This is a genomic window from Bradyrhizobium sp. NBAIM03 (assembly GCF_020194055.1).
GTDB classification, from domain to species: domain Bacteria; phylum Pseudomonadota; class Alphaproteobacteria; order Rhizobiales; family Xanthobacteraceae; genus Bradyrhizobium; species Bradyrhizobium yuanmingense.
In genome coordinates this window covers 219865-243788 of the sequence record NZ_JADYVS010000001.1, presented here as the reverse complement: position 1 = coordinate 243788, position 23924 = coordinate 219865, and the positions used below count along the sequence as shown (strand labels likewise).

17 protein-coding genes are annotated in these 23924 nt (G+C 66.4%); 14 read left to right on the top strand and 3 right to left on the bottom strand.

Annotated features, from left to right (window positions below; genetic code table 11):
* Positions 1 to 11: 11 nt before the first annotated feature.
* The 12 genes from murG to I6F21_RS01000 all read left to right on the top strand — a co-directional run bounded on the left by murG (position 12) and on the right by I6F21_RS01000 (position 17522).
* Positions 12 to 1115: an undecaprenyldiphospho-muramoylpentapeptide beta-N-acetylglucosaminyltransferase gene (murG, locus tag I6F21_RS01055; RefSeq protein WP_199751031.1), complete on the top strand. Its 1104-nt coding sequence runs from the start codon at positions 12 to 14 to the stop codon at positions 1113 to 1115.
* A 148-nt stretch (positions 1116 to 1263) separates the two neighbouring features.
* A complete protein-coding gene (murC, locus tag I6F21_RS01050; RefSeq protein WP_036003548.1) occupies positions 1264 to 2667 on the top strand; it encodes a UDP-N-acetylmuramate--L-alanine ligase in 1404 nt (467 codons plus the stop codon).
* Between the two features lie 4 nt (positions 2668 to 2671).
* A complete protein-coding gene (murB, locus tag I6F21_RS01045; RefSeq protein WP_225112586.1) occupies positions 2672 to 3589 on the top strand; it encodes a UDP-N-acetylmuramate dehydrogenase in 918 nt (305 codons plus the stop codon).
* A gap of 150 nt (positions 3590 to 3739) precedes the next feature.
* Complete coding sequence (locus I6F21_RS01040; RefSeq protein WP_225139449.1) at positions 3740 to 4726, top strand: D-alanine--D-alanine ligase; 987 nt, start codon at positions 3740 to 3742, stop codon at positions 4724 to 4726.
* A gap of 350 nt (positions 4727 to 5076) precedes the next feature.
* The gene (locus I6F21_RS01035) at positions 5077 to 6105 is read left to right on the top strand and encodes a cell division protein FtsQ/DivIB (RefSeq protein WP_036028353.1); all 1029 of its coding nucleotides are present in this window, start codon (positions 5077 to 5079) and stop codon (positions 6103 to 6105) included.
* Positions 6102 to 7424: a cell division protein FtsA gene (gene ftsA, locus I6F21_RS01030; protein ID WP_036003557.1), complete on the top strand. Its 1323-nt coding sequence runs from the start codon at positions 6102 to 6104 to the stop codon at positions 7422 to 7424. Before I6F21_RS01035 ends, ftsA begins: the two co-directional genes overlap by 4 nt.
* Before the next feature lie 87 nt (positions 7425 to 7511).
* Positions 7512 to 9299 carry a cell division protein FtsZ gene (ftsZ, locus tag I6F21_RS01025; protein ID WP_225139084.1) on the top strand — a complete coding sequence of 596 codons (1788 nt, stop codon included), beginning with the start codon at positions 7512 to 7514 and terminating at the stop codon, positions 9297 to 9299.
* Between the two features lie 364 nt (positions 9300 to 9663).
* Positions 9664 to 10626 carry a UDP-3-O-acyl-N-acetylglucosamine deacetylase gene (gene lpxC, locus I6F21_RS01020; protein ID WP_109144668.1) on the top strand — a complete coding sequence of 321 codons (963 nt, stop codon included), beginning with the start codon at positions 9664 to 9666 and terminating at the stop codon, positions 10624 to 10626.
* Positions 10627 to 10867: 241 nt separating this feature from the next.
* Positions 10868 to 11758 carry an outer membrane protein assembly factor BamD gene (locus I6F21_RS01015; RefSeq protein ID WP_036003576.1) on the top strand — a complete coding sequence of 297 codons (891 nt, stop codon included), beginning with the start codon at positions 10868 to 10870 and terminating at the stop codon, positions 11756 to 11758.
* A gap of 13 nt (positions 11759 to 11771) precedes the next feature.
* On the top strand, positions 11772 to 13445 hold the full coding sequence (gene recN / locus I6F21_RS01010; RefSeq protein WP_225139083.1) for a DNA repair protein RecN: 1674 nt from the start codon (positions 11772 to 11774) through the stop codon (positions 13443 to 13445).
* A 164-nt stretch (positions 13446 to 13609) separates the two neighbouring features.
* Entirely contained in the window at positions 13610 to 15763 is a 2154-nt protein-coding gene (ligA, locus tag I6F21_RS01005; RefSeq protein WP_225139082.1) for an NAD-dependent DNA ligase LigA, read from the top strand.
* A gap of 310 nt (positions 15764 to 16073) precedes the next feature.
* Complete coding sequence (locus I6F21_RS01000; RefSeq protein WP_225139081.1) at positions 16074 to 17522, top strand: cell wall hydrolase; 1449 nt, start codon at positions 16074 to 16076, stop codon at positions 17520 to 17522.
* A 108-nt stretch (positions 17523 to 17630) separates the two neighbouring features.
* Here I6F21_RS01000 and nadC read toward each other — a convergent pair whose 3' ends face one another.
* The 3 genes from nadC to nadA are packed head-to-tail and all read right to left on the bottom strand — an operon-like array spanning position 17631 to position 21242.
* Positions 17631 to 18509 (bottom strand): carboxylating nicotinate-nucleotide diphosphorylase, encoded by an 879-nt coding sequence (gene nadC, locus I6F21_RS00995; RefSeq protein ID WP_225139080.1) that lies wholly within the window; start codon positions 18507 to 18509, stop codon positions 17631 to 17633.
* A 10-nt stretch (positions 18510 to 18519) separates the two neighbouring features.
* Positions 18520 to 20124 (bottom strand): L-aspartate oxidase, encoded by a 1605-nt coding sequence (locus I6F21_RS00990; RefSeq protein ID WP_225139079.1) that lies wholly within the window; start codon positions 20122 to 20124, stop codon positions 18520 to 18522.
* A gap of 11 nt (positions 20125 to 20135) precedes the next feature.
* Positions 20136 to 21242, bottom strand: a complete 1107-nt coding sequence (nadA, locus tag I6F21_RS00985; protein ID WP_225139078.1) for a quinolinate synthase NadA — start codon at positions 21240 to 21242, stop codon at positions 20136 to 20138.
* Positions 21243 to 21591: 349 nt separating this feature from the next.
* On the opposite strand from nadA, the gene I6F21_RS00980 reads away from it, so the two are divergent.
* Together I6F21_RS00980 and I6F21_RS00975 are read left to right on the top strand one after the other, a co-directional pair.
* Positions 21592 to 22845, top strand: coding sequence for an MFS transporter (locus I6F21_RS00980; RefSeq protein WP_225139077.1), 1254 nt, complete (start codon positions 21592 to 21594; stop codon positions 22843 to 22845).
* A gap of 42 nt (positions 22846 to 22887) precedes the next feature.
* Positions 22888 to 23874: an MDR family oxidoreductase gene (locus I6F21_RS00975; protein ID WP_225139076.1), complete on the top strand. Its 987-nt coding sequence runs from the start codon at positions 22888 to 22890 to the stop codon at positions 23872 to 23874.
* Positions 23875 to 23924: the final 50 nt, after the last annotated feature.

Below are 23924 nucleotides of genomic sequence, written 5' to 3'. Positions count from 1 at the left end.
AAAACTCCCTCATTATGGACACGTCCCCCCTGATTCTTCTCGCCGCGGGCGGCACCGGCGGCCATCTGTTCCCGGCCGAGGCCCTCGGCGTCGAATTGATCCGGCGCGGCTATCGCGTCCGCCTCGTCACCGACGAGCGCGCGCTGCGCTATAGCGGGCTGTTCAGCAAGGACATGATCGACGTGGTCAGAAGCGAGACCGCGCGCGGCCGCAATCCGCTTCAGCTGGCCTATGCCGGCCTCACGCTTGCCGCCGGCACGCTGTCCGCCTACGCGCTGATCAAGCGGCTGAAGCCCGTCGCCGTCGTCGGCTTCGGGGGCTATCCGACGCTGCCGCCGCTGGTCGCGGCGAAATTCGCCGGCGTGCCCGGCATCATCCACGACGCCAACGCCGTGCTCGGCCGCGCCAACCGGTTCCTGTCGAGCCGCGTGCGCGCCATCGCGACGTCCTTGCCCGGTGTGCTCGATCGCGATCCGGCACTGGCAGGCAAGACGACGACCGTCGGCACGCCGATGCGTCCGGCGATCCTCGCGGCCGCCGCGGTGAAGTATGCCGCGCCCGAGCCGAACGGTCCGCTGCGTCTGCTCGTCGTCGGCGGCAGCCAGGGCGCGCGCATCATGGCCGACATCGTGCCTAGCGCGATCGAGCGGCTCGAGCCTGCGCTGTGGAGCCGTCTCGTCCTCACCCAGCAGGTGCGCGAAGAGGACATGAGCCGCGTGCGCGCCGTCTACGACAAGCTCAAGATCAAGGCCGAGCTCGCGCCGTTCTTCACGGATCTGCCGGCGCGGCTTGCCTCCAATCATCTCGTGGTATCGCGCTCCGGTGCGGGGACCGTGGCCGAGCTCGCCGCGATCGGCCGGCCCTCCATCCTGGTGCCGTTGCCGGGCTCGATCGACCAGGACCAGTTCGCCAATGCCGGCGTGCTGGCCAAGGTCGACGGCGCGATCCGCATCCCGCAGACCGAGTTCAGCTCCGACCGGCTGGCATCCGAAATTTCCGGCTTCGCCGCCGAGCCGGCACGGCTTGCCGCCATGGCGGCGGCGGCGAAGGGGGCGGGGCGGCTCGATGCGGCCGAGCGGCTGGCGGATCTCGTGGTGAAGACCGCGGGAATCTGACGCCTGTTCCGGCCCGAATGGCCAAAAAGCCACTTGTCATGCCCCGCGAAAGCGGGGCATCCAGTATCCGACGCAGTTGATTTGAATCTCTGGCGTCGCGGAGTACTGGATCGTCCGCCTTCGCGGACGATGACCCCAAGGAAACCATATGAGACTGCCGCGCGAGATCGGACCCATCCACTTCGTCGGGATCGGCGGGATCGGCATGAGTGGCATCGCCGAGGTGCTGGCCAATCTCGGCTATGCCGTGCAGGGCTCGGACGCCGCCGACAATTACAATCTCGACCGTCTGCGCAAGAAGGGCGCGAAAGTCTCGGTCGGCCACAAGGCCGAGAATATCGACGGCGCCGAGGTCGTGGTCGTGTCTTCCGCGATCAAGCGCGACAATCCGGAACTGATGGCGGCGCGCGAGAGGCGCATTCCCGTGGTGCGCCGCGCCGAGATGCTGGCCGAGCTGATGCGGTTGAAGAGCTGCGTCGCCATCGCCGGCACCCACGGCAAGACCACCACGACGACGATGGTCGCCACGCTGCTCGACGCCGGCGGGCTCGATCCGACCGTGATCAACGGCGGCATCATCAACGCCTACGGCTCCAACGCGCGGCTTGGCGCAGGCGACTGGATGGTGGTCGAGGCCGACGAGAGCGACGGCACGTTCCTGAAGCTGCCGACCGATGTCGCGATCGTCACCAATGTCGACCCCGAGCATCTCGATCACTTCAAGACCTTCGAGGCGGTGCAGGACGCGTTTCGTCACTTCGTCGAGAACCTGCCGTTCTACGGCTTTGCCGTGATGTGCATCGATCATCCCGTCGTGCAGAGCCTCGTCGGCAAGATCGAGGACCGCCGCATCATCACTTATGGCGAGAATCCGCAGGCCGATGCGCGGCTGGTCGATCTCACCGCCGGCGGCGGCGGCTCGAAGTTCAAGGTCGTGATCCGCGACCGCAAGAACGGCACCACGCACGAGATCGCCGATCTCGCGCTGCCGATGCCGGGCCGGCACAATGCCTCGAATGCGACGGCGGCGATCGCGGTCGCGCACGAGTTCGGCGTGTCGGACGAGGCGATCCGCAAGGCGCTGGCCGGCTTCGGCGGCGTCAAGCGCCGCTTCACCAAGACCGGGGAGTGGAACGGCGTCACCGTGATCGATGATTACGGCCATCACCCCGTGGAGATCGCAGCCGTGCTGAAGGCCGCGCGCGATTCTTACACCGGCAAGGTGATCGCGGTGGTGCAGCCGCATCGCTACACCCGCCTGCAATCGCTGTTCGAGGAGTTCTGCACCTGCTTCAACGATGCCGATGCGGTCGTCGTCGCCGACGTCTATGCTGCCGGCGAGGCGCCGATCGAAGGCATCGACCGCGATCATTTCGTCGCCGGCCTGCGCGCCCACGGCCATCGCGAGGTGATCCCGCTGCCCAATGCCGGCGAACTAGCCAAAATCGTTCATGGCATCGCCAAGAGCGGCGATCTCGTTGTGTGTCTCGGCGCCGGCAACATCACGCAATGGGCGTATGCGCTGCCGGACCAGTTGAAGGCGCTGGGGTAGCGCGGTGGGATTTCCCGACATCACCCCTTCACTCAAAGCCGCGATGCCCGAGCTTCGCGGGCGGCTGTTGGCGAACCAGTCGCTGGCCGAGCTCACCTGGTTTCGCGTCGGCGGTCCCGCGCAGGTGCTGTTCACGCCGGCGGACGAGGACGATCTCGCTTACTTCCTGGCGCATCTCGCCTCCGCCATTCCCGTCTACGTCATCGGGGTCGGCTCCAATCTGATCGTGCGCGACGGCGGCATTGCCGGCGTCGTCATTCGTCTCGCGCCGCGCGCCTTCGGCGAGGCGACTGCGAGCGGCGACATCGTCACGGCCGGCACGGCTGCGCTCGACAAGCGCGTGGCCGAAGTTGCGGCCTCCGCCAATATCAGTGGGCTCGAATTCTATTTCGGCATTCCCGGCACGATCGGTGGTGCGTTGCGCATGAATGCCGGCGCCAATGGCGACGAGACCAAGGACGTGCTGATCGAGGCGAGGGGCATCGGGCGCGACGGCACCAAGCACGTCTTCTCCAACGCCGAGATGAAGTTCGTCTACCGCTCCAGCGGCGTCGATCCCTCCATCATCTTCACCTCCGCGCGCTTTCGCGGCGAGATCAGGGACGCGGAGGCGATCCGCGCGCGCATGGCGGAGGTGCAGAGCCATCGCGAGACCGCGCAGCCGATCCGCGAGAAAACCGGCGGCTCGACCTTCAAGAATCCGCCCGGCCATTCCGCCTGGAAGCTGATCGACGCCGCCGGCTGCCGCGGCCTGCGCGTCGGCGGCGCGCAGGTCTCGGAGATGCATTGCAACTTCCTGATCAACACGGGCGAGGCCACCGCGCACGACATCGAGACGCTGGGCGAGACGGTACGTGCACGCGTGAAGGCGAATTCCGGAATCGAGCTACACTGGGAAATCAAGCGGATCGGGGTTTCATGATCACCGTCATTCCGGGGCTCGCGAAGCGAGAGCCCGGAATCCATAGGGCGGCGGAGTTCGTGGATGAATGGATTCTCAGGTGCGCAATTGCGCACCGTAGTTCGCGACTACGTCGCGCCCCGGAATGACGGAACGAGAGAGACTATGAACATGCGCATCACCATCCTCTTCGGCGGCTCCAACCGCGAGCGTCTCGTCTCGGTTGCCACAGCCCAGGCGCTGCATCAGGCGCTGCCCGAGGCTGACCTCTGGTGGTGGGACGTCGAGGACAAGGTGCACGTCGTGCAGTCGAAGCAGCTGCTCGAGCATGCCCGCCCGTTCGAGGACGAATTCAAGCCGGGCACGCGCGGCGTCCCGCTCGCGCAGGCGCTCGACCGGGCCAAGGCTGAGGATCGCGTGCTGGTGCTCGGCCTGCACGGCGGGCGGGCCGAGAACGGCGAATTGCAGGTGATGTGCGAGGCGCGCGGCGTGCCCTTCACCGGCTCGGGCTCGGCGTCGTCGCATCTGGCCTTCGACAAGATCGCAGCCAAGCGCTTCGCCGCGCTCGGCGGCGTGACGCCGCCGGAAAATCTTGCGCTCGATGATATCGACGAGGCTTTCGCCGAGTATGAAAGGCTGATCGCAAAGCCCGCGCGCGACGGGTCGAGCTACGGCCTGATCTTCGTCAATGCCAAGCAGGACCTCGTCGCTGTCCGCAACGCAGCGAAGCATGAAGAGTACGTCATCGAACCCTACATCGTCGGCGTGGAGGCGACCTGCGGTGTGCTGGAGCGCACCGACGGCTCGATCATCTCGCTGCCGCCGATCGAGATCATTCCGGGCGAGGGCAATTTCGACTACGCGGCGAAATATCTTCTGAAATCGACCCAGGAGATCTGCCCCGGCCGCTTCGCACCCGAGATCACCGCCGCGCTTAAGGAGCAGGCGATGCTGGCCCATTGCGCAATGTCCTGCACCGGCTACTCCCGCTCTGACTTCATCGTCTCGGACAAGGGCCTCGTCTATCTCGAAACCAACACGCTGCCCGGGCTGACCAAGTCCTCGCTCTACCCCAAGGCGCTGAAAGCCGAAGGCATCGAGTTCGTCGACTTCCTGCGCGGCCTGGTCGAGCTCGCCTGCCAGCGCGTGCGGAAATAGTCAGGACTGGTTAACGGCCGGACCGGCGAAACGGGCCGGTTTGGTAGCCAAAACCGGTAAAATGCCGGACATGGCGGCGCAAATGCCAGATATCGCGAGGCAAAATGCGCAGGTCGTTAACGAATTTTACCTTTTGTTTACCAGGACGTCCGAAGGTTAACGCTGGCGGCGCATATGGCGCTTTGGCTGCCGGCGCGTGAGCTGTCGCGGGTGATGTCACCTCCAGCGAACGCTTTGAAGGGGAGAGGTTTTCTTCTGCTGAAGACCAGCACCCGGCCCGGCAAGTCCGAGACGTCATGTTCGCCAGGATCCGCGCGATGTCGCGGGCAAACTGTTGACGAGCTCGTGCAATGGATGGTGCAGGACGCCTCACCCGATCGCTTTTCGGATCGCTGAGGCCCCAAGCTGACCTGAAGGCGGCCGCTATCGGAGCGGTCGTGCTTCTGCGCGAGTGGGCGCAGGTCAAGCGCGAAGAGGCGCGCGCTGCCGCCAGGGACAAGGCCAAAGCCAAAGCCCAGGCCAAGGCCGCCGTCGAGCGCGAGCCGCCGCCGCGCCTGGTCGCGCTGGTCGAGCGCTATCTGCCGCGCCGGGTCGGCCTCAGCATGACCGTGCTGCTGTTGATCGGCAGCTGCGGCTTCGGCATTGTCAAGGGCGGCCACCTCCAGGATTTCGTCACCGCGGTCAGCGATGCCCGCAATGCGCTGGCCAATTCCGCCGGCTTCCGCATCACCTCCGTCGTCATCAACGGCCGCAAGCAGCTGACCCAGGACGAGATCCTCGCGATCGGCGGCGTCAGCGGCCGCTCCTCGCTGCTGTTCCTCGATGCCGAGGCGGTGCGCGACAAGCTCAAGGCCAATCCCTGGATCGCGGATGCGACCGTGCTGAAGCTCTATCCGGGCCAGCTCATGATCGAGCTCACCGAGCGCAAGGCGTTCGCGCTGTGGCAGGAGGCCGGCCGGCTCTCCGTCATCGCCGACGACGGCGCCGTGCTCGAGCCCTATGTCTCGCGCCGCTTCCTGTCGCTGCCGCTCGTGGTCGGCAAGGGCGCCGAGACCCAGGCCCGCGATTTCCTGGCGCTGCTGGCGCGCTACCCGCAGGTCCATTCGGTGACCAAGGCCGCGATCTACGTCGGCGAGCGGCGCTGGAACCTGCGGCTCAAGGACGGTCTCGACATTCGCCTGCCCGAGCAGGACGTCGGCAACGCGCTTGCGATGCTGTCGAAGCTCGACAAGGAGGACAGGCTGTTCTCGCGCGATATCGTCGCCGTCGACATGCGCCTGCCGGACCGGCTGGTGGTGCAGCTCTCCGAGGACGCCGCCAAGGCGCGCGAGGAGCTGTTCAAGGACAAGAAGAAAAAGAAGGCCGGGGATTCCGCATGACCGGTCTCGATCGCACCCAGACGCCGAAGACGCGCCCGATGCCGCACAAGCGCGGCGGCATCGTCGCCTGCCTCGACATCGGCACCAGCAAGATCGCCTGCATGATCGCGCGGCTGAAGCCGTCGCCGCCGAGCGATGCGCTGCGCGGCCGCACCCATGCGGTGGAATTGATCGGCTACAGCCAGATCCAGGCGCGCGGCATGAAGGCCGGCGCGGTGATCGATCTCGGCGAATGCGAGCAGGCGGTGCGCCAGGCCGTCGGGCTTGCGGAGAAGATGGCCAAGGTGCGGGTCGAGTCCGTGCTGTTGTCGGTCTCCGGCGGCCGGCTCGCCGGCCAGCTGGTCGAGGCTGCCGCCGACATTCGTGGCGGCGCCGTGACGCCGGCCGATGTCAGCCGCGTCACCTCCACCGGCATGCGCCACGCCACCGGCGAAGGCCGCACCGTGCTGCACGCCCTGCCGGTCGGCTACACGCTCGACGGTGTCAAAGGCATCCGCGATCCCCGCGGCATGGTCGCGCACCAATTCGGCGTCGACATGAACGTCGTCACCTGCGACGCCACCGTGGCGCGGAACCTGATGCTGGCGGTGGAGCGCTGCCACATCAATGTCGAAGCCATGGCAGCGAGCCCCTATGTGGCCGGACTCTCGGTGCTGACCGACGACGAGGCCGATCTCGGCGCCGCTGTCGTCGAGATGGGCGCCGGCACCACCACGATTGCCGTTTATTCGGGCGGCCGCTTCGTGCATGCGGCGGGTTTTGCGGTCGGCGGGCAACACATCACGATGGATCTTGCGCGCGGACTCTCGGCGACCATTGCCGATGCCGAGCGAATCAAGACCTTATACGGCACCGTCATCACCGGCGGATCGGACTCGCGTGAGCTGATGTCTGTGCCGACAGCCGGTGACGAGCAGGATCTGCCGCAGATCGTCTCCCGCGCCACCATCGCGAACATCGTCAAGCACCGTGCCGAGGAAGTCTTCGAAATGGTTCGGGACAAGCTGAAGGATTCGCCCTTCGCCGCAGAGCCGAACGGCCGCGTCGTGCTCTCGGGCGGGGCCTCGCAGCTGACCGGCCTCGTCGATCTCGGCACCCGGATTCTCGGCCGGCCCGTGCGGGTCGGTCGTCCGCTCGGTTTCGGCCGGCTTCCCAACGAGGCGAAGAACGCCGCGTTCGCGGTGCCGGCCGGACTTCTGGTCTACCCGCAATATGTTCACCTCGAACATGTCGAACCGCGGCATACGCGGCAGCAGATCAAGACAGGGACCGGCGGATATTTCGGAAAGGTCGGACGATGGCTACGCGAGGGCTTCTGATGACCGCTTTCCGCAATCTTCGATTTTCACCAACTCCCGCGGCCACCGGCCGGGGCGAACCCACGCGCGCGTGATCGAGAGGCAACCATGACCATCAGCATCAATGTTCCTGATATTCACGAACTGAAGCCCCGGATCACCGTGTTCGGCGTCGGTGGCGCCGGCGGCAACGCCGTCAACAACATGATCACGGCGGGCCTGCAGGGCGTCGACTTCGTGGTCGCCAACACCGACGCGCAGGCGCTGACGATGTCGAAAGCGCAGCGCATCGTGCAGATGGGCACGGCCGTCACGCAAGGCCTCGGCGCCGGCTCGCAGCCGAACGTCGGCGCCGCGGCCGCGGAAGAGGTGATCGACGAGTTGCGCGACCATCTCTCGGGCGCCAACATGGTGTTCGTCACCGCCGGCATGGGCGGCGGCACCGGCACGGGTGCAGCTCCCGTCATCGCCAAGACCGCGCGCGACATGGGCATCCTCACCGTCGGCGTGGTGACCAAGCCGTTCCACTTCGAGGGCCAGCGCCGCATGCGCACGGCCGAAGCCGGCATCGCCGAGCTGCACAAGGTCGTGGATACGCTCCTGATCATCCCGAACCAGAACCTGTTCCGGGTCGCCAACGAGAAGACCACCTTCGCCGATGCCTTCGCGATGGCCGACCAGGTGCTCTATTCGGGCGTCGCCTGCATCACCGATTTGATGGTCAAGGAAGGCCTGATCAACCTCGACTTCGCCGACGTCCGCGCCGTCATGCGCGAGATGGGCAAGGCGATGATGGGCACCGGCGAAGCCTCCGGCGACAAGCGGGCGCTGACCGCCGCGGAAGCCGCGATCGCCAACCCGCTGATCGACGACTCGTCGATGAAGGGCGCCAAGGGCCTCCTCATCTCCATCACCGGCGGCAAGGACCTCACTTTGTTCGAGGTCGATGAGGCCGCGACCCGCATCCGCGAGGAAGTCGACCAGGACGCCAACATCATCGTCGGCGCCACCTTCGACGAAGCGCTCGACGGTCTGATCCGCGTCTCGGTGGTCGCCACCGGCATCGAGCAGGCCGCGATCGCCCGCAACAGCCAGGCCACCTCTGCGCCCGTCGCCAACCCCGCACCGCAGATGCAGCAGGCTGCCGCCCCGGCCGCCGCCGCCGAGAGCCGTCTCGCCGACCTGACCGCCCGGCTGCGTGCCGACAATCAGCGTCTGGCCGAGCGTGCCCAGAAGCTGGAAGCTCAAACCCCGGCCGCCGCGCCGGCTCCGATTGCCGCCGCGCCCCGTCCGAACGTCGAGCGTGCTGCGCTCGCCGCGATCGCCGCTGCCGTTTCCGAGGTGCCGCAGCCGCCCGCGCCGCAGACCTATGGCGACGTCACCGTGCGCCCGATCGCGCAGAAGCCGACCCTGTTCCCGGAGGCCGACATGGCCCCGGTCGCGGTGCAGGAGCCGATGACGCCTGATACCTTCATCCCGCCGCAGGCCGAGCGTCCGGCCCGCGCGCCGCGCATGCCGCGAATCGAGGAGCTGCCGATGCCGGCGCAAGCCGAGATTCGGCAGGCCCGCGGCGAGGCTGAGGAGGAGACCCCGCAGAAGACCCGCCTGTCGCTGCTGCAGCGCCTCGCCAATGTCGGCCTCGGCCGTCGCGACGAGGAAAGCGAGCCACCGGTCGCGGCCCGCACCGCCGGTCCCGCCATGCCGCCGCTGCCCGAACGCCGGCCGCAGAAGACCGTGGCGCAGCAGATCGCGTCCAACGAGCCGGTATCGGAGTATGCCCGCCGTCCCGCGCCGCAGGGCCTGGACGTCCATGGCCGCCCCGCGGCTGTTGCGCCGGCGCCACAGGGTGACGACCATCTTGATATCCCGGCCTTCCTGCGGCGGCAGGCGACCTGAGGATTGTTACAATAAGGCAGACGAAAAAAGGTCCCGGCGAGGAGCTCGCCGGGACCTTTCCTTTTGTCCCGGGCATGTCCGGATTGAGCAGCCAAACAACTGATTTTAAATGATTAATTACGGCTTCGGTGGTTCAGTAGAACTGCCGATAGCGGTCCCGAAACCCGGCGCAATTTGGTTAAGCCTTGGCGCGAATACGGCAGGTTTGGGGTAACAATCGGTAAAAAAGCGTGAGTTGGCGCTGTTTGAGGCTGCAACTATGGTTTGCCGTGACTTGGGGATACGGAGATTCGGAAGCGTCGGCTCTGGCCGGCCAAGCAGGTCTCGTATAAGTCGCAGTGGGTCTTAGTGGGGCGGGTTCCTGATGAAATTTAGCCGGCAAACAACGCTTCGTGCGCAAGCCTCTGTGGCAGGCGTGGGCGTTCATTCCGGTCTTCCCGTCACTCTCACGCTTGGGCCTGCGCCTGTCGACGCGGGTTTTATTTTTGTCCGGACCGGACTTGAGGGAAGTGACCGCGAAGTTCAGGCCACCGCCGAGCAAGTGATTGCGACTGACTTTGCCACGGTCCTCGGCGACCGCAACGGTCCGCTGGTGTCCACTGCCGAGCATGTGCTTGCTGCACTGCGGGGAATGGGTGTCGACAACGCCACCATCGAGATCGACGGTCCCGAAGTCCCGATCATGGACGGCAGCGCCGCCGCCTTCATCGCGGCAATCGACCAGGCCGGCATCGTCACCCAGCCGGCGCAGCGCCGTTTCATCCAGGTTCTGAAGCCGATCTCGGTCAAGATCGGCGACTCCTTCGGCGAGGTCAGGCCCCACACCAACGGGTTCCGCGTCGAGGTCGAGATCGATTTCACCAATCCCGTCATCGGCCAGCAGGCTTACGCCTTCGACCTCAATCCGGAAGGTTTCCGCCGTGAAGTCGGCCGGGCCCGGACCTTCGGCCTGATGTGCGACGTCGCGCGGCTCTGGAGCGCCGGCTATGCCCTCGGCGCCTCCTTCGACAACACCGTCGTGTTCGACGACGAGCGGCTGCTCAACACCGAGGGCCTGCGCTACGCCGATGAATGCGCCCGTCACAAGGTGCTGGACGTGATCGGCGACCTCTCGCTGGCCGGCCTGCCGCTGCTTGGCGCCTACCGCTCGGTGCGTGGCGGTCATAAGCTCAACCACGCCGTCTTGACGGCGCTGCTCGCCGACCGGACCGCCTGGCGGGTGGTCGAGGGCGAGGCTGCCCGCCGCACCACGCGTGCCGTGGGCGAGGTCGGTCGTGGCATCGTCGGCGGCCGGGTCGCTGCGGCCTTCGGACCGGATGTGTCCTGACGCGGCCTGTCGCCTTCGGAACGTGGTTGGCGGCCCCGGGAAACTCCTGGTAACCATGATCGGCTAGCATTGCGGCAGGTTCGCCTTAATCCGGGCGAAATGCCTCCCTATCCGGTTCGTTAACGATCGTTTTCGGATACATCGGCGTGGTCGCGTGGCAGGCACCACGGTTACATTTCGCGCCCATGAGGGGTTCGTGGGCTGGCGGACACCGCATCATAGGGCGTCAGGGCTTAAACTCATGTCGGCACAGCGTATGACGCGCGGATTTTTTTCGGTCTCGTCGCGAGCCCGCGGGCTGATTCAGGCCGTCACCTTCATCGTTCTTGCGCTGCCGCTCGCCGGATGCGGCACGGGCGCGCTCTGGGACAAGTTCACCGCCAAGGATGACACCTTCGTCGAGGAGCCCGCCGACAAGATCTACAATGAGGGCCTGTACCTCATGAACGAGAAGAAGGACATGAAGGCGGCGAACAAGAAGTTCGAAGAGGTCGACCGCCAGCATCCTTATTCCGACTGGGCCCGCAAGTCGCTGCTGATGTCGGCCTATGCGTCCTATCAGGGCGGCGATTATGACGGTTGCATCGGTGCCGCCACCCGCTACGTCACGCTGCATCCCGGCAGCCCGGATGCGGCCTATGCGCAATACCTGATCGCCGCCTCCCATTACGACCAGATCCCGGACATCAGCCGCGACCAGACCCGCACCGAAAAGGCGATCGCTGCGCTGGAAGAGGTGGTGCGCAAATATCCGAACTCGGAATATGCGACCTCGGCCAAGGCCAAGATCGAGGGCGCGCGCGACCAGCTCGCCGGCAAGGAAATGAATGTCGGCCGCTACTACGCCCAGAAGCGCGACTACACGGCCGCCATCAATCGTTACAAGACCGTCGTGACGCAGTACCAGACCACTCGCCATGTCGAGGAGGCGCTGTTCCGGCTCACCGAGGCCTATATGGCGATCGGCATCGTTGGCGAAGCGCAGACCGCGGCGGCGGTGCTTGGGCACAATTTTCCTGACAGCCGCTGGTACAAGGACGCCTATAATCTTGTAAAATCCGGCGGTCTCGAGCCGAGCGAGAATCAGGGGTCCTGGATCAGCCGGACCTTCAAGAAGATGGGTCTCGGCTAGGAAATTTGGTTCCATGCTGGCGCGTCTGTCGATCCGTGACATCGTCCTGATCGAACGGCTCGATATCGAATTCGCCTCCGGCCTCGCGGTTTTGACCGGCGAGACCGGTGCGGGCAAATCCATCCTGCTCGATGCCTTTGCGCTGGCGCTCGGCGGCCGCGGCGACGCCGGCCTCGTGCGTCACGGCGCGGAGCAGGGGCAGGTCACGGCCGTGTTCGATGTCCCGAAGAATCACCCTGCGACGAAGATACTGGCCGAGAATGGCCTCGACGACACCGGCGAGATGATTCTCCGGCGCGTGCAGCTCGCCGACGGCCGCACCCGCGCCTTCATCAACGACCAATCGATCAGCGTGCAGACGCTGAAGGCGGTCGGCACCGCCCTGGTCGAGATCCACGGCCAGCACGACGAGCGCGCGCTGGTCGATGCCGCCACCCACCGCCGCCTGCTCGACGCTTTTGCCGGCCTCGAGAAGGACGTCGCGGCCGTCGAAGCGTTCTGGGATGCGCGCCGCACCGCCAACACCGCGCTGGAGGAGCATCGCGCCGCCATGGAGCGCGCGGCGCGCGAGGCCGATTATCTGCGCCACGCCTCCGACGAGCTGAAGCAGCTCGCGCCCAAGGACGGCGAGGAAACCGCATTGGCTTCCCGCCGCACCACCATGATGCAGGGCGAGAAGATCGCCTCCGACCTGCGCGAGGCGCAGGAGGCGGTCGGCGGCAATCATTCGCCGGTTGCCGCGCTCTCGGCGGCGGTGCGCCGGCTGGAGCGCCGCGGCGTCAACTCGCCGGCGCTGGTCGAGCCCGCGGTAAAGGCAATCGACGCGGCGATCAACGCGCTGGAGGAGGCCGATCAGCATCTCCAGGCGGCGCTGGCCGCAACTGATTTCGATCCGGCCGAGCTCGAGCGCATCGAGGAACGGCTTTTTGCTTTGCGTGCGGCGTCTCGCAAATATTCGACCCCGGTTGACGGCCTCGCCGCGCTGGCCGCCAAATACGCCGCCGACGTCGTCCTGATCGATGCCGGCGCCTCGCGCTTGAAGAAGCTGGAGCAGGCCGCGATCGAGGCGGACAGCCGCTATGCGGCGGCCGCCAAGAAGCTGTCGCTGGCGCGGCAGAAGTCGGCCGAGAAGCTCAACAAGGCGGTCAATGCCGAGCTTGCCCCGCTCAAGCTCGAACGCGCGAGGTTCATGACCCAGGTCGAGACCGACGAGGCTGCGCCCGGGCCGCAAGGTTTCGATCGCGTCGAGTTCTGGGTGCAGACCAATCCGGGCACCAGACCGGGGCCCTTGATGAAGGTCGCTTCCGGCGGCGAGCTGTCGCGCTTCCTGCTCGCGCTCAAGGTCGTGCTGTCCGACCGCGGCTCGGCGCCGACGCTCGTCTTCGACGAGATCGACACCGGCGTCGGCGGCGCGGTCGCGGACGCCATCGGCGGGCGCCTGGCGCGGCTTGCCGGCAAGGTCCAGGTCATGGCCGTGACCCACGCCCCGCAGGTCGCCGCCCGCGCCGACCAGCACCTGCTCATCTCCAAGGACGCCCTCGACAAGGGCAAGCGCGTCGCCACCCGCGTCAATGCGCTCGCCGCCGACCACCGCCGCGAGGAGATCGCCCGCATGCTCGCCGGCGCCGAGATCACGGCCGAGGCGAGGGCTGCGGCGGAACGGCTGCTCAAGGCGGCGACGGCTTAGGCTTGTGTCCCGGACGCGCGTAGCGCGAGCCGGGACCCAGAATGCCTGCCGCGACATGGGCCCCGGCTCTGCAGCGCACCGCTGAAGGAGCGCTGCGCTGCGCCCGGGGCACGAGATTTCCACAAGGCTTTACCCTCCCGCCCGCTCCGTCGTATCCAAGCGCCATGGCCAGAGCAGCAAAATCCAAAGCAACACCGCTACGCGACGTCGCCGAGCTCACCAAGGCGCAGGCCAAGGTCGAGCATAAGCGGCTCGCCCTCGAGATCGAGGGGCACAACGATCGCTACTATCAGGAGGACGCGCCCACCGTCACCGACGCCGAATACGACGCGCTGCGCCAGCGCCTCAACGCGATCGAGGCGCGTTTTCCCGAGTTCGTCACCGCGGACTCGCCCTCGCAGAAGGTCGGCGCCGCGCCGTCAGGGCGCTTCAAGAAAGTCCCGCATGCCGTGCCCATGCTGTCGCTCGACAACGCCTTTGCGGAGGAGGACGTGCGCGACTTCGTCGGCCGCATCGTGCGCTTCCTGAAGCTCGACGACGACAAGATCGGCTTCTCCGCCGAGCCGAAGATCGACGGCCTCTCGATGTCGCTGCGCTACGAGGGTGGCGAGCTCGTCACCGCCGCGACGCGCGGCGACGGTGCGGTTGGCGAGGACGTCACCGCCAACATCCGCACGCTCGAAGACGTGCCGCAGAAGCTGAAGGGCCGCAACATCCCCGACATCTGCGAGGTGCGCGGCGAAGTCTACATGACCAAGAAGGCGTTCCTGGCGCTCAACGAACGGCAGAAGGCGGCAGGCGACACCATCTTCGCCAATCCGCGCAATTCGGCCGCGGGTTCGCTCCGCCAGAAGGACCCGACCATCACCGCCTCCCGTCCGCTCGGGTTCTTCGCCTATGCCTGGGGGCAGATGAGCGCGATGCCGGAAGACACGCAGAGCGGCATGATCGGCTGGTTCGAGCGCTGCGGTTTCAAGACCAATCCGCTCACCAAGCTCTGTCACTCGGTCGAGGAACTGCTCGCCTTTCATCATGCGATCGAGGAGCAGCGCGCGCGGCTCGACTACGACATCGACGGCGTCGTCTACAAGATCGATCGCATCGACTGGCAGGAGCGGCTCGGCTTCGTCTCGCGCACGCCGCGCTGGGGCATCGCGCACAAATTCCCGGCCGAGCGCGCCATGACGGTGCTGCGGGACATCGAGATCCAGGTCGGCCGCACCGGCTCGTTCACGCCGGTCGGCAAGCTCGAGCCGGTGGGCGTCGGAGGCGTCATCGTGCAGAACGTCACGCTGCACAACGAGGACTACATCAAGGGCATCGGCAACAAGGGCGAGGTGCTGCGCGAGGGGCGCGAGATCAGGATCGGTGACACCGTGGTGATTCAGCGCGCCGGCGACGTCATCCCGCAGGTGGTCGACGTCGTCCTCGACAAGCGGCCGAAGACCGCCAGGGAATTCCACTTCCCGAAGAAGTGCCCGTGTCCGCTGCACACCGACGTCGTGCGCGAGGAGACGGCGACGGGCGAGGAGGGCTCGCGCGCCCGCTGCACTGGCGAGTTCGCATGTCCCTATCAGAAGATCGAGCATCTGAAGCTGTTCGTGTCGCGGCGGGCCTTCGACATCGACGGCCTCGGCGAGAAGCAGCTCCAGTACTTCTTCGACGAGGGCTGGGTGAAGGAGCCCGCCGACATCTTCACGCTGGAGAAGCGCAACGCAAAACTCAAGCTCGAGGAGATCGAAGGCTACGGCGCGACCTCCGTGCGCAACCTGTTCGGCGCCATCGAGAGCCGGCGCAGAATCGCGCTGGAGCGCTTCATCTTCGCGCTCGGCATGCGCCATGTCGGCGAGACCACGGCGCTGGCGCTGGCGCGCGGCTACGGCTCGTGGGACGCCTTCCATGATGCCTGCCTCAAGGTTGCCAAGGGCGACGAGGAGGCGATCGCGGACATGGACGCGCTCGACCAGATCGGCGACACCGTGATCAAGAGCATCGCCGATTATTTCGGCGAGAGTCACAATCGCGGCATTGTCGAACGCCTGACCAAGGAGGTCGAGATCGTCGACGCCGAGAAGCCGAAGAGCAATTCGGCCGTCGCCGGCAAGACCGTGGTGTTCACGGGCTCGCTGGAGAAGATGACACGGGATGAAGCCAAGGCGACGGCCGAGCGGCTCGGGGCCAAGGTGTCGGGCTCGGTTTCGAAAAAGACCGATCTCGTCGTCGCGGGCCCCGGCGCCGGCTCGAAGCTCGCGGACGCCAACAAGCACGGCGTCAAGGTGCTGACCGAAGACGAGTGGTTGAAGCTGATCGCCGAGTGAGGGGCGCGTTGGCCCCTCGCAACCGTCGTCATCGCACAGGCGCTCCCCCAACAGCTTCCCGTGATGGTACGCGGGGGCGCAAGAGTTCCTTCACCATTCGCGTTGACCCGATGTTTACCGCTTCACGTGAGGCCGCATTTACCAATGCGCGACGTCGCCCCGTGAAAACACCTGCATTCGCTTGAGTGTGCCGCCTGCGCAACGCCGATTAACGCCCCGGCAACCTAAATTAGATACTCACAATAAAGATCGAATTGCACGGATGTACTGAGTTCGATCGAACCAGCGTAAGCGTAGCGTGAGCGTATCGATGTCTGTGTTGCGTAACCATCCGAAGGGCGCGCGGTTCGCGTCCTTCGGCATCGGTCTCTGCATCTTCGCATTGATGCCGAGAGAGACCGGCTATCAGGACATTGCCTCGTTGCTGGCGCGCCAACCCGGCGTCGCCGAGCGGTGGCAGAAGCAGGTGTTCTCCGCTGCGTCCTCGATCCAGCTTGCCACCTACAGTTTTTCCCGCCCCATCGGCACCTCGGTTCCGCAGAGCGCGATGGTTCGGCTCGCGAGCCTCGACGGCGGCGACGTCACCGGCGCGATCCGCCGCAATCCGGCGCTTCAGGCACCGCCGCGCTACCACGCATCCGACTTTCCCAAGGTCGATCGCGCCCTGAAGGGCGATCGCCTCGCAATCGTCGCGCCGACGCAGTCGCCTGAGACGGCCGCGCCGGCTGCAGCACCGGCCAAGGAAGATCCCGCTACCTCGAACAGCTCGGTGTTCGGCGCCAAGACCGCCGCATTGCCGCCGGCGATGTCGCCGGAATCCGCGGCCCCGCTCGATCCCGAGCTGCAGGAGGCGATGCGCGCGCCGCCGCTGCCGCAATATTCCAATCCGCCGCAGGCGAGCGAGGCTGCGCGCGCGTTCGCGGTGCAGCCGCTGGAAGCGCTGAAGCACGCCACGGCGCCGGCTGCTCCCGCGCGCGATCCTTTCAGCGTCAAGACATCGAGCCTTTTCTTCGGCAGCTCCTCGCTGGGCGGCCAGATCGAGACCATCGAGAGCTGGCAGCCCGGCGCCGAGCCGCTGATCGTGATGCCCGACCCCGACATGAAGGTGACGGCCTCGCTGACCCCGCCGACGGCGGAGATCGCCAAGGACATCGAGAGCGGCGAGAGCGTCGCGCCGAAGGGCGAGGTCAACGCCGACAACCAGCGCGGCAAGTCGCCGGCGGAGCGACTCGCGCTCGACGACAAGTCGCGCGCCAAGTCCGAGAAGTGTCTTGCCGAAGCCGTCTATTTCGAGGCCCGCGGCGAAGCCGTGCGCGGCCAGATTGCGGTGGCGCAAGTGGTGATGAACCGCGTCTTCTCCGGCAAATATCCCGACACCGTGTGCGGCGCGGTCTACCAGAACAAGCACCGTCACCTGGCCTGCCAGTTCACCTTCGCCTGCGACAACAATGCCGACGTGATCCGCGAGCCCGAAATGTGGGAGCGCGCCAAGAAGATCTCCAAGGCGATGCTCGACGGACAGATCTGGCTGCCCGAGGTCGGCAAGTCCACGCACTATCACGCCTACTGGGTGCGCCCGTCCTGGGTCGCCGAGATGAAGAAGCTGTACAAGACCGGCGTGCACACCTTCTATCGGCCGCGCAACTGGGGCGACGGCAGCGAGTTGCCGAGCTGGGGCACGCCGGCGCAAACCGCCGCGCTCTCCGCCGCGCTCGCGCAGGAAGCCAAGAGCTCCGCGGAGTTGGGCGAGCGGCGGTAGCGCCTACAAGTTGATCGTCATGCCCGGGCTTGTCCCGGGCATCCACGTTCTTCGTAACGCATGACGTTGATGGCCGGGACAAGCCCGGCCATGACGCGAGAGGTGCCATCACGCCTCGATGTCCAGCGCACAATCGAAATTCGGCGCAGAATGCGTCAGGGCGCCGGCCGACGCATAGTCGACGCCGGTGGCCGCGATGGCGGCGATCGAGTCCAGCGTGACGCCGCCGGACGCCTCCAGCGCGAGGCGGCCCGCGTTGAGCCTCACCGCCTCGCGCAGCGCCGCAAGGTCCATATTATCGAGCAGCACCGCATCGGCCATCCCGCTCTCGAGCACCTCGCGCAGCTGCGCCAGCGTGTCGACCTCGATCTCGATCTTGACGAGATGGCCGGCATGGGCGCGGGCGCGCTCCAGCACCGGGCGGATGCCGCCGGCCACCGCAATGTGGTTGTCCTTGATCAGGATCGCATCGTCGAGCCCGAAGCGGTGGTTGAAGCCGCCGCCGCAGCGCACCGCGTATTTCTCCAGCGCCCGCAATCCCGGCGTGGTCTTGCGCGTGCAGCAGATGCGCATCCTGGTGCCTTCGGTGCGGGCGACATAGTCCGCGGTGAGCGTGGCGATGCCCGACAGCCGGCCGACGAAGTTCAGCGCGGTGCGCTCCGCCGTGAGAATGGCGCGCGCCGGGCCCGAGATCGTCAGCACGTGCTGGCCGCGCGCAACCCACGCGGCATCGCGGACATGTGCGCGCACCTCGATCTCGGGCGAAAGCTTCTGCAAGGTCGCGAGCGCCAGCGGCAATCCGGCGATCACGCCGGACTGGCGCGCGACCAGGATGGCTTGCGCGCGCGTCGCCTCCGGGATCGTCGCCAGCGAGGTGATGTCGCCGGCGCGGCCGAGATCCTCGTCGAGCGCGCGCTCAACGGCGGTCTCGATGGCCAGCGGCGAAAGGAAGGCATCGGGATAGAGCAGTGAGGTCGGGGTGATCATGGGGCCTCCTTCAGGCGATCATGGATTGCACAAGGCGTGGCCGCGGGCGCTCGTCGAGGCTCTCCGCGACCTCGCGCGCCGCGGCGAGCGTGGTCATCGTTCTCTGCGCCAGCGCTGGGTTCTCGGCCGAGTGATCGGAACGGTAATGCGCACCGCGGCTTTCGCGCCGCGTCCAGGCCGCAGCGGCGACGAGCAGGGCCGAAATCGCCATGTTGCCGAGGACGCTGCGTCCGGCCTCGCGCTCGAGCCTGACGAAATGGCGCACGGCTTGCGCAAGCCCATCACCGTCGCGGATCACGCCGACATGCGCGCTCATCATTGCGCGCAGCCGCTTCACCTCCGCAGCATCCGGCGTGCCGGCGCGTGGTGTCACCAAAGACTCGGGAAGGCGTGCCGGCGGGGGCACAGTGCGGCCGGCGATGTCGTCGGCAATGCGGGCGGCATAGACGACGGCTTCGAGCAGGGAATTCGAGGCAAGCCGGTTGGCGCCATGCGCGCCCGTGGAGGAGACTTCTCCGGCGGCCCAGAGACCGTCGATCGAGCTGCGGCCGCGTGCGTCAACCGCGATGCCGCCCATGTGGTAATGCGCGGCTGGCGCGATCGGAATCGGTTGCGTCGCGGGATCGATGCCGGCAGCGATGCAGCTCGCATGCACGGTCGGAAAACTCGTCGCGAAACGCGCGCCCAGCGCCTGTCGCGCATCGAGGAAGGCGCCGCGCCCGGCCGCGATCTCGGCGAACACGCCGCGGGCCACGATATCGCGGGGCGCGAGCTCCGCGAGCGGGTGGCGGGCGCTCATGAAGCGCTCGCCGTTGCCATTGATCAGCGTTGCACCTTCGCCGCGCAGGGCTTCGGTGGCGAGCGGTGCCGGGTCGCGGCCGACCATGATGGCGGTCGGGTGGAACTGAACGAATTCAGGATCAGCAATCACGGCGCCGGCGCGGGCGGCGATCGCAAGGCCCGAGCCGCTCGCTTCCGACGGGTTGGTGGTGACGGCGTAGAGATGGCCGAGCCCACCGGTCGCAAGCACGACCGCGCGCGAGGTGAGCACGAGCGGCCGTGCCGCGGGATTGCCGGCCTCGCGCAATTGAAGCCCGGTGACCGCGCCGTCCTCGGTCAACAGTGCTTCGGCGACGAAGCCTTCCATCAGGCGGATCGAGGGCGTGCGGCGCACGGCCTCGCTCAAGGCCGCGATGATCGCGGCGCCGGCGCCATCGCCGCGCACATGCACGATGCGACTCGCGGAATGCGCAGCTTCGCGTCCGACCGCAAGCCTGCCGTCGAGATCGCGGTCGAACGGCACGCCATAGGCGAGAAGATCGTGGATGCGCGGCGCAGCCTCCCGCGCAATGCCGAGCGCAACGGCTTCGTCGACGAGGCCGCCGCCGACCGCGACGGTGTCGGCAGCGTGTGCCTCCGGCGTATCGCCTTCGGCGACGGCCGCCGCGATGCCGCCTTGCGCCCATGCCGAGGACGCGCCGCGCCCGAGCGGTGCCGCCGAGATCAAGGCCACCGGCCGCGGCGCGAGCTTCAGCGCGCAGAACAGTCCGGCAAGGCCGCCGCCGACGATGACGACGTCGTCGGTGCTGGCGAGGTCGTGGATGTCGTGTTGCATGTTACTCGCCCTCAATTTCTCAGATTGATCATGCGCTCGACCGAGTGCCGCGCGCGTTCCGCGAGCGCGGGGTCGATCGTCACCTCCTCGCCAAGCGTCAGCAGGCTTTCCAGGATGTTGGCGAGCGTGATGCGCTTCATGTGCGGGCAGAGATTGCAGGGGCGAAGCATCTCCACGTCGGGCAGCTCGGCCCGGACATTATCGGCCATCGAGCATTCCGTGATCATGACGAGCCGCCGCGGCCGCTTTGCCCGCACCCAGTTGATCATGTGCGCGGTCGAACCGGTGAAGTCGGCTTCCGCCAGCACGTCCGGCGGGCATTCCGGATGCGCGATGATCTGCACGGACGGATCGGCCTCGCGAAAGCTCCGCAGCTCTTCGCCCGTGAAGCGCTCATGCACCTCACAGGCGCCTTTCCAGGCGATGATCTTCACGTCGGTCTTGGACGCCACGTAAGTGGCGAGGTATCGGTCGGGCAGGAAGATCACGGTCGGGGCGTTCAGGCTCTCGACCACCTGCACCGCGTTCGAGGACGTGCAGCAGATGTCGACCTCGGCCTTCACCTCCGCCGAGGTGTTGACATAGGCAACAACAGGCACGCCGGGGAATTTCTCCCGCAGCAGCCGCACGTCCGCACCGGTGATGCTGGCGGCGAGCGAGCAGCCCGCGCGCGAATCCGGGATCAAGACGGTCTTGTCCGGATTGAGCAGCTTCGAGGTCTCCGCCATGAAGTGCACGCCGCATTGGACGATGATGTCGGCCTTCACCTTGGTGGCTTCGACCGCGAGCTGGAGCGAGTCGCCGCCGATATCGGCGACGCAGTGGAAGATCTCCGGAGCCTGGTAGTTGTGGGCGAGGATGACCGCGCCCCGCGCGCGCTTGAGCTCGTTGATCGCGTGAATCGTCGGCGCCATCAGCGGCCATTCGATCGACGGGATCACGTGCTTGACGCGGTCATAGAGCGGCGCAGTGGCGCGTTCGACCGCCGGCGTCCATTCCAGGGAGGGCATCAGCCATGTCGGTCCCGGACGCACCGGCGCGGCGCGCGGGGAGGCGGTGGGTTGGCCTTGCGGCCGGTTGGCAAAGTCGTCGGGACCGTAAATTGCAGTGATCGGCATTGAAGCCTCCCAAGTGTGGCCATTATGCGTGGCATTATGCTCAGTTTGAGAATATATGGGACCCGAGAAATCCGGCCTAGGAGGCCGGGCGAACGTCGCTGCGGTCGGCATATGCTCAACCTGAGTAGATCGAACATAGCACGCGTCGCTGCTTGCCGCTAGGGCCTGCCCGCACACATTCCCGTCACTGCGCGCCTGCCAGGCGAGGTCAGATTGAAACGCAATGCTCCCGCGTCAGCTCTTCGTGGAATGCAATCGTTTTGGCCTTGGGATTTTCATGCATATGCATTAAACGGGCTGTCCCGCGGCTGCTGATTTGCGGCTCCGCCAAGGACAGACGAGGACAACCATGTCGACACAGATCGGCGAGCTCGCTCCGGCCTCGCGTTCCTCCAACTGGCGTACCCCGGCCGTCATCATCCTCTGCGGTTGTGCCATCGGCATGCTCGGCTTCGGTCCGCGCTCGGCGCTCGGCTTCTTCGTGCAGCCAATGAGTCACGAATTCAGCTGGGGCCGTGACGTGTTCGGCCTCGCCATCGCCGTGCAGAATCTGTTGTGGGGACTGGGCCAGCCGTTCGCCGGTGCGGTCGCGGATCGCTTCGGCCTGTTCCGGGTGATGTGCGTCGGCGCGCTGCTCTATGCCGGCGGGCTGCTGTTGATGCGCTATTCCTCGACGCCGCTGTCGCTCAACATCGGCGCCGGGGTGATGATCGGCTTTGGCCTCGCCGGCTGTTCGTTCAATCTGGTTCTGTCGGCCTTCACCAAGCTCTTGCCCGCGGAGAAGCGCGGCATCGCGCTCGGCGCCGGCACGGCGGCGGGTTCGTTCGGACAGTTCCTGTTCGCACCGATCGGTGTCGCCTTGATCGACAATTTCGGCTGGCAGCAGGCGCTCTCCGTATTCGGCTTCCTGATGCTGCTGATCATCCCGCTGTCGCTGGCGCTCTCGACGCCGCCGGTGACAAGCGTGAACAGCGCAACGCCCGCGCATGACCAGACCATCACCAAGGCGCTTGCCGAAGCTTTCGGTCATCGCTCCTACGTGCTCCTGGTGCTCGGCTTCTTCACCTGCGGCTTCCAGCTCGCCTTCATCACCGTGCATCTGCCGGCGTTCCTGGTCGATCGCGGCATCACCGCACAAACCGGCGGCTGGGTGATCGCGGCGATCGGCCTGTTCAACATCATCGGATCGCTGAGCGTGGGGTATCTCCAGAACTACCTTCCCAAGCGCTACATCCTCTCGGCCATCTACTTCACGCGCGCGCTGGCGATCCTCGCTTTCATCTCGTTCCCGATCACGCCGTTCTCGGCGATCGCGTTCGGTGCAATCTCCGGCCTGACCTGGCTGTCGACGGTGCCGCCGACCTCGGCGTTGGTGGCGCTGATGTTCGGAACGCGCTGGCTCGCGACGCTCTACGGCTTTGCCTTCGTCAGCCATCAGGTAGGCGGCTTCCTCGGCGTCTGGCTCGGGGGCATCGTGTTCGAAAAGTTCGGGTCCTACACGCCGATCTGGTGGCTCTCGATCCTGTTCGGCGTGCTCTCGGCGCTGATCAATCTTCCAATCGTCGAGAAACCGGTCCAGCGGGTGGTTGCGCAGCCGGCCTGATCGGCTAAACATCCGCGACAAACAAAGTCAGGGAGTTCAGTCGTGGCCACATTCAAGGCTGTCAGGATCGACAAGGCGGACAAGGGCACCACCGCGCAGCTCGCGCAGTTCGACGAAACCGAGCTGATGGAGGGCGACGTCACCGTCCGCGTCGAATGGTCGACGCTGAACTACAAGGACGGCCTTGCGCTCACCGGCAAGGCGCCGGTGGTGCGCCGCTTCCCGATGATCGCCGGTATCGATTTCGCCGGCACGGTCGAAGCCTCCTCGCATCCGCAGTGGAAGGCGGGCGACAAGGTCGTCTGCACCGGCTGGGGCATGGGCGAGACCCATCTCGGCGCCTATGCGGAGAAGGCGCGGGTGAAGGGCGACTGGCTGGTCGCTCTTCCGCAAGGGCTATCGGCGCGCGATGCCATGGCGATCGGCACCGCCGGCTTCACGGCGATGCTCTCGGTGCTGGCGCTGGAGAAGCATGGCATCTCGCCGAAGAGCGGCCCGGTCGTGGTGACGGGCGCTGCCGGCGGCGTCGGCTCGGTCGCGATCGCCGTGCTCTCGAAGCTCGGCTACCACGTCATCGCTTCGACCGGGCGGGCCTCCGAGGCCGACTACCTGAAGCAGCTGGGGGCTGCCGAGATCATCGATCGCAATGAATTGTCGGCCCCTGCAAAACCCCTCGCCAAGGAGCGCTGGGCCGCCGGCGTCGACAGCGTCGGCTCGACCACCCTCGCCAACCTGCTCTCGATGACGAAATATGGCGGCGCGATCGCGGCCTGCGGCCTGGCCGCCGGCATGGACCTGCCGTCCTCGGTGGCGCCGTTTATTTTGCGCGGAGTGTGCCTTCTCGGCATCGATTCGGTGATGTGCCCGATCGAGCCAAGGAAGGCCGCCTGGCAGCGGTTGGCCTCCGATCTGGATCGGACCAAACTGACTGAAATCACAGAGGAAATTTCGCTCGGCGAGGTTCAGGGCTGGGGCGCGAAAATCCTCGCCGGCCAGGTTCGCGGCCGCGTCGTGGTAAAAATTGTCTGACGGCGTTCAGACTTTACCAACCAAGCTGCTTCAATCTCGCCATGGTTCGT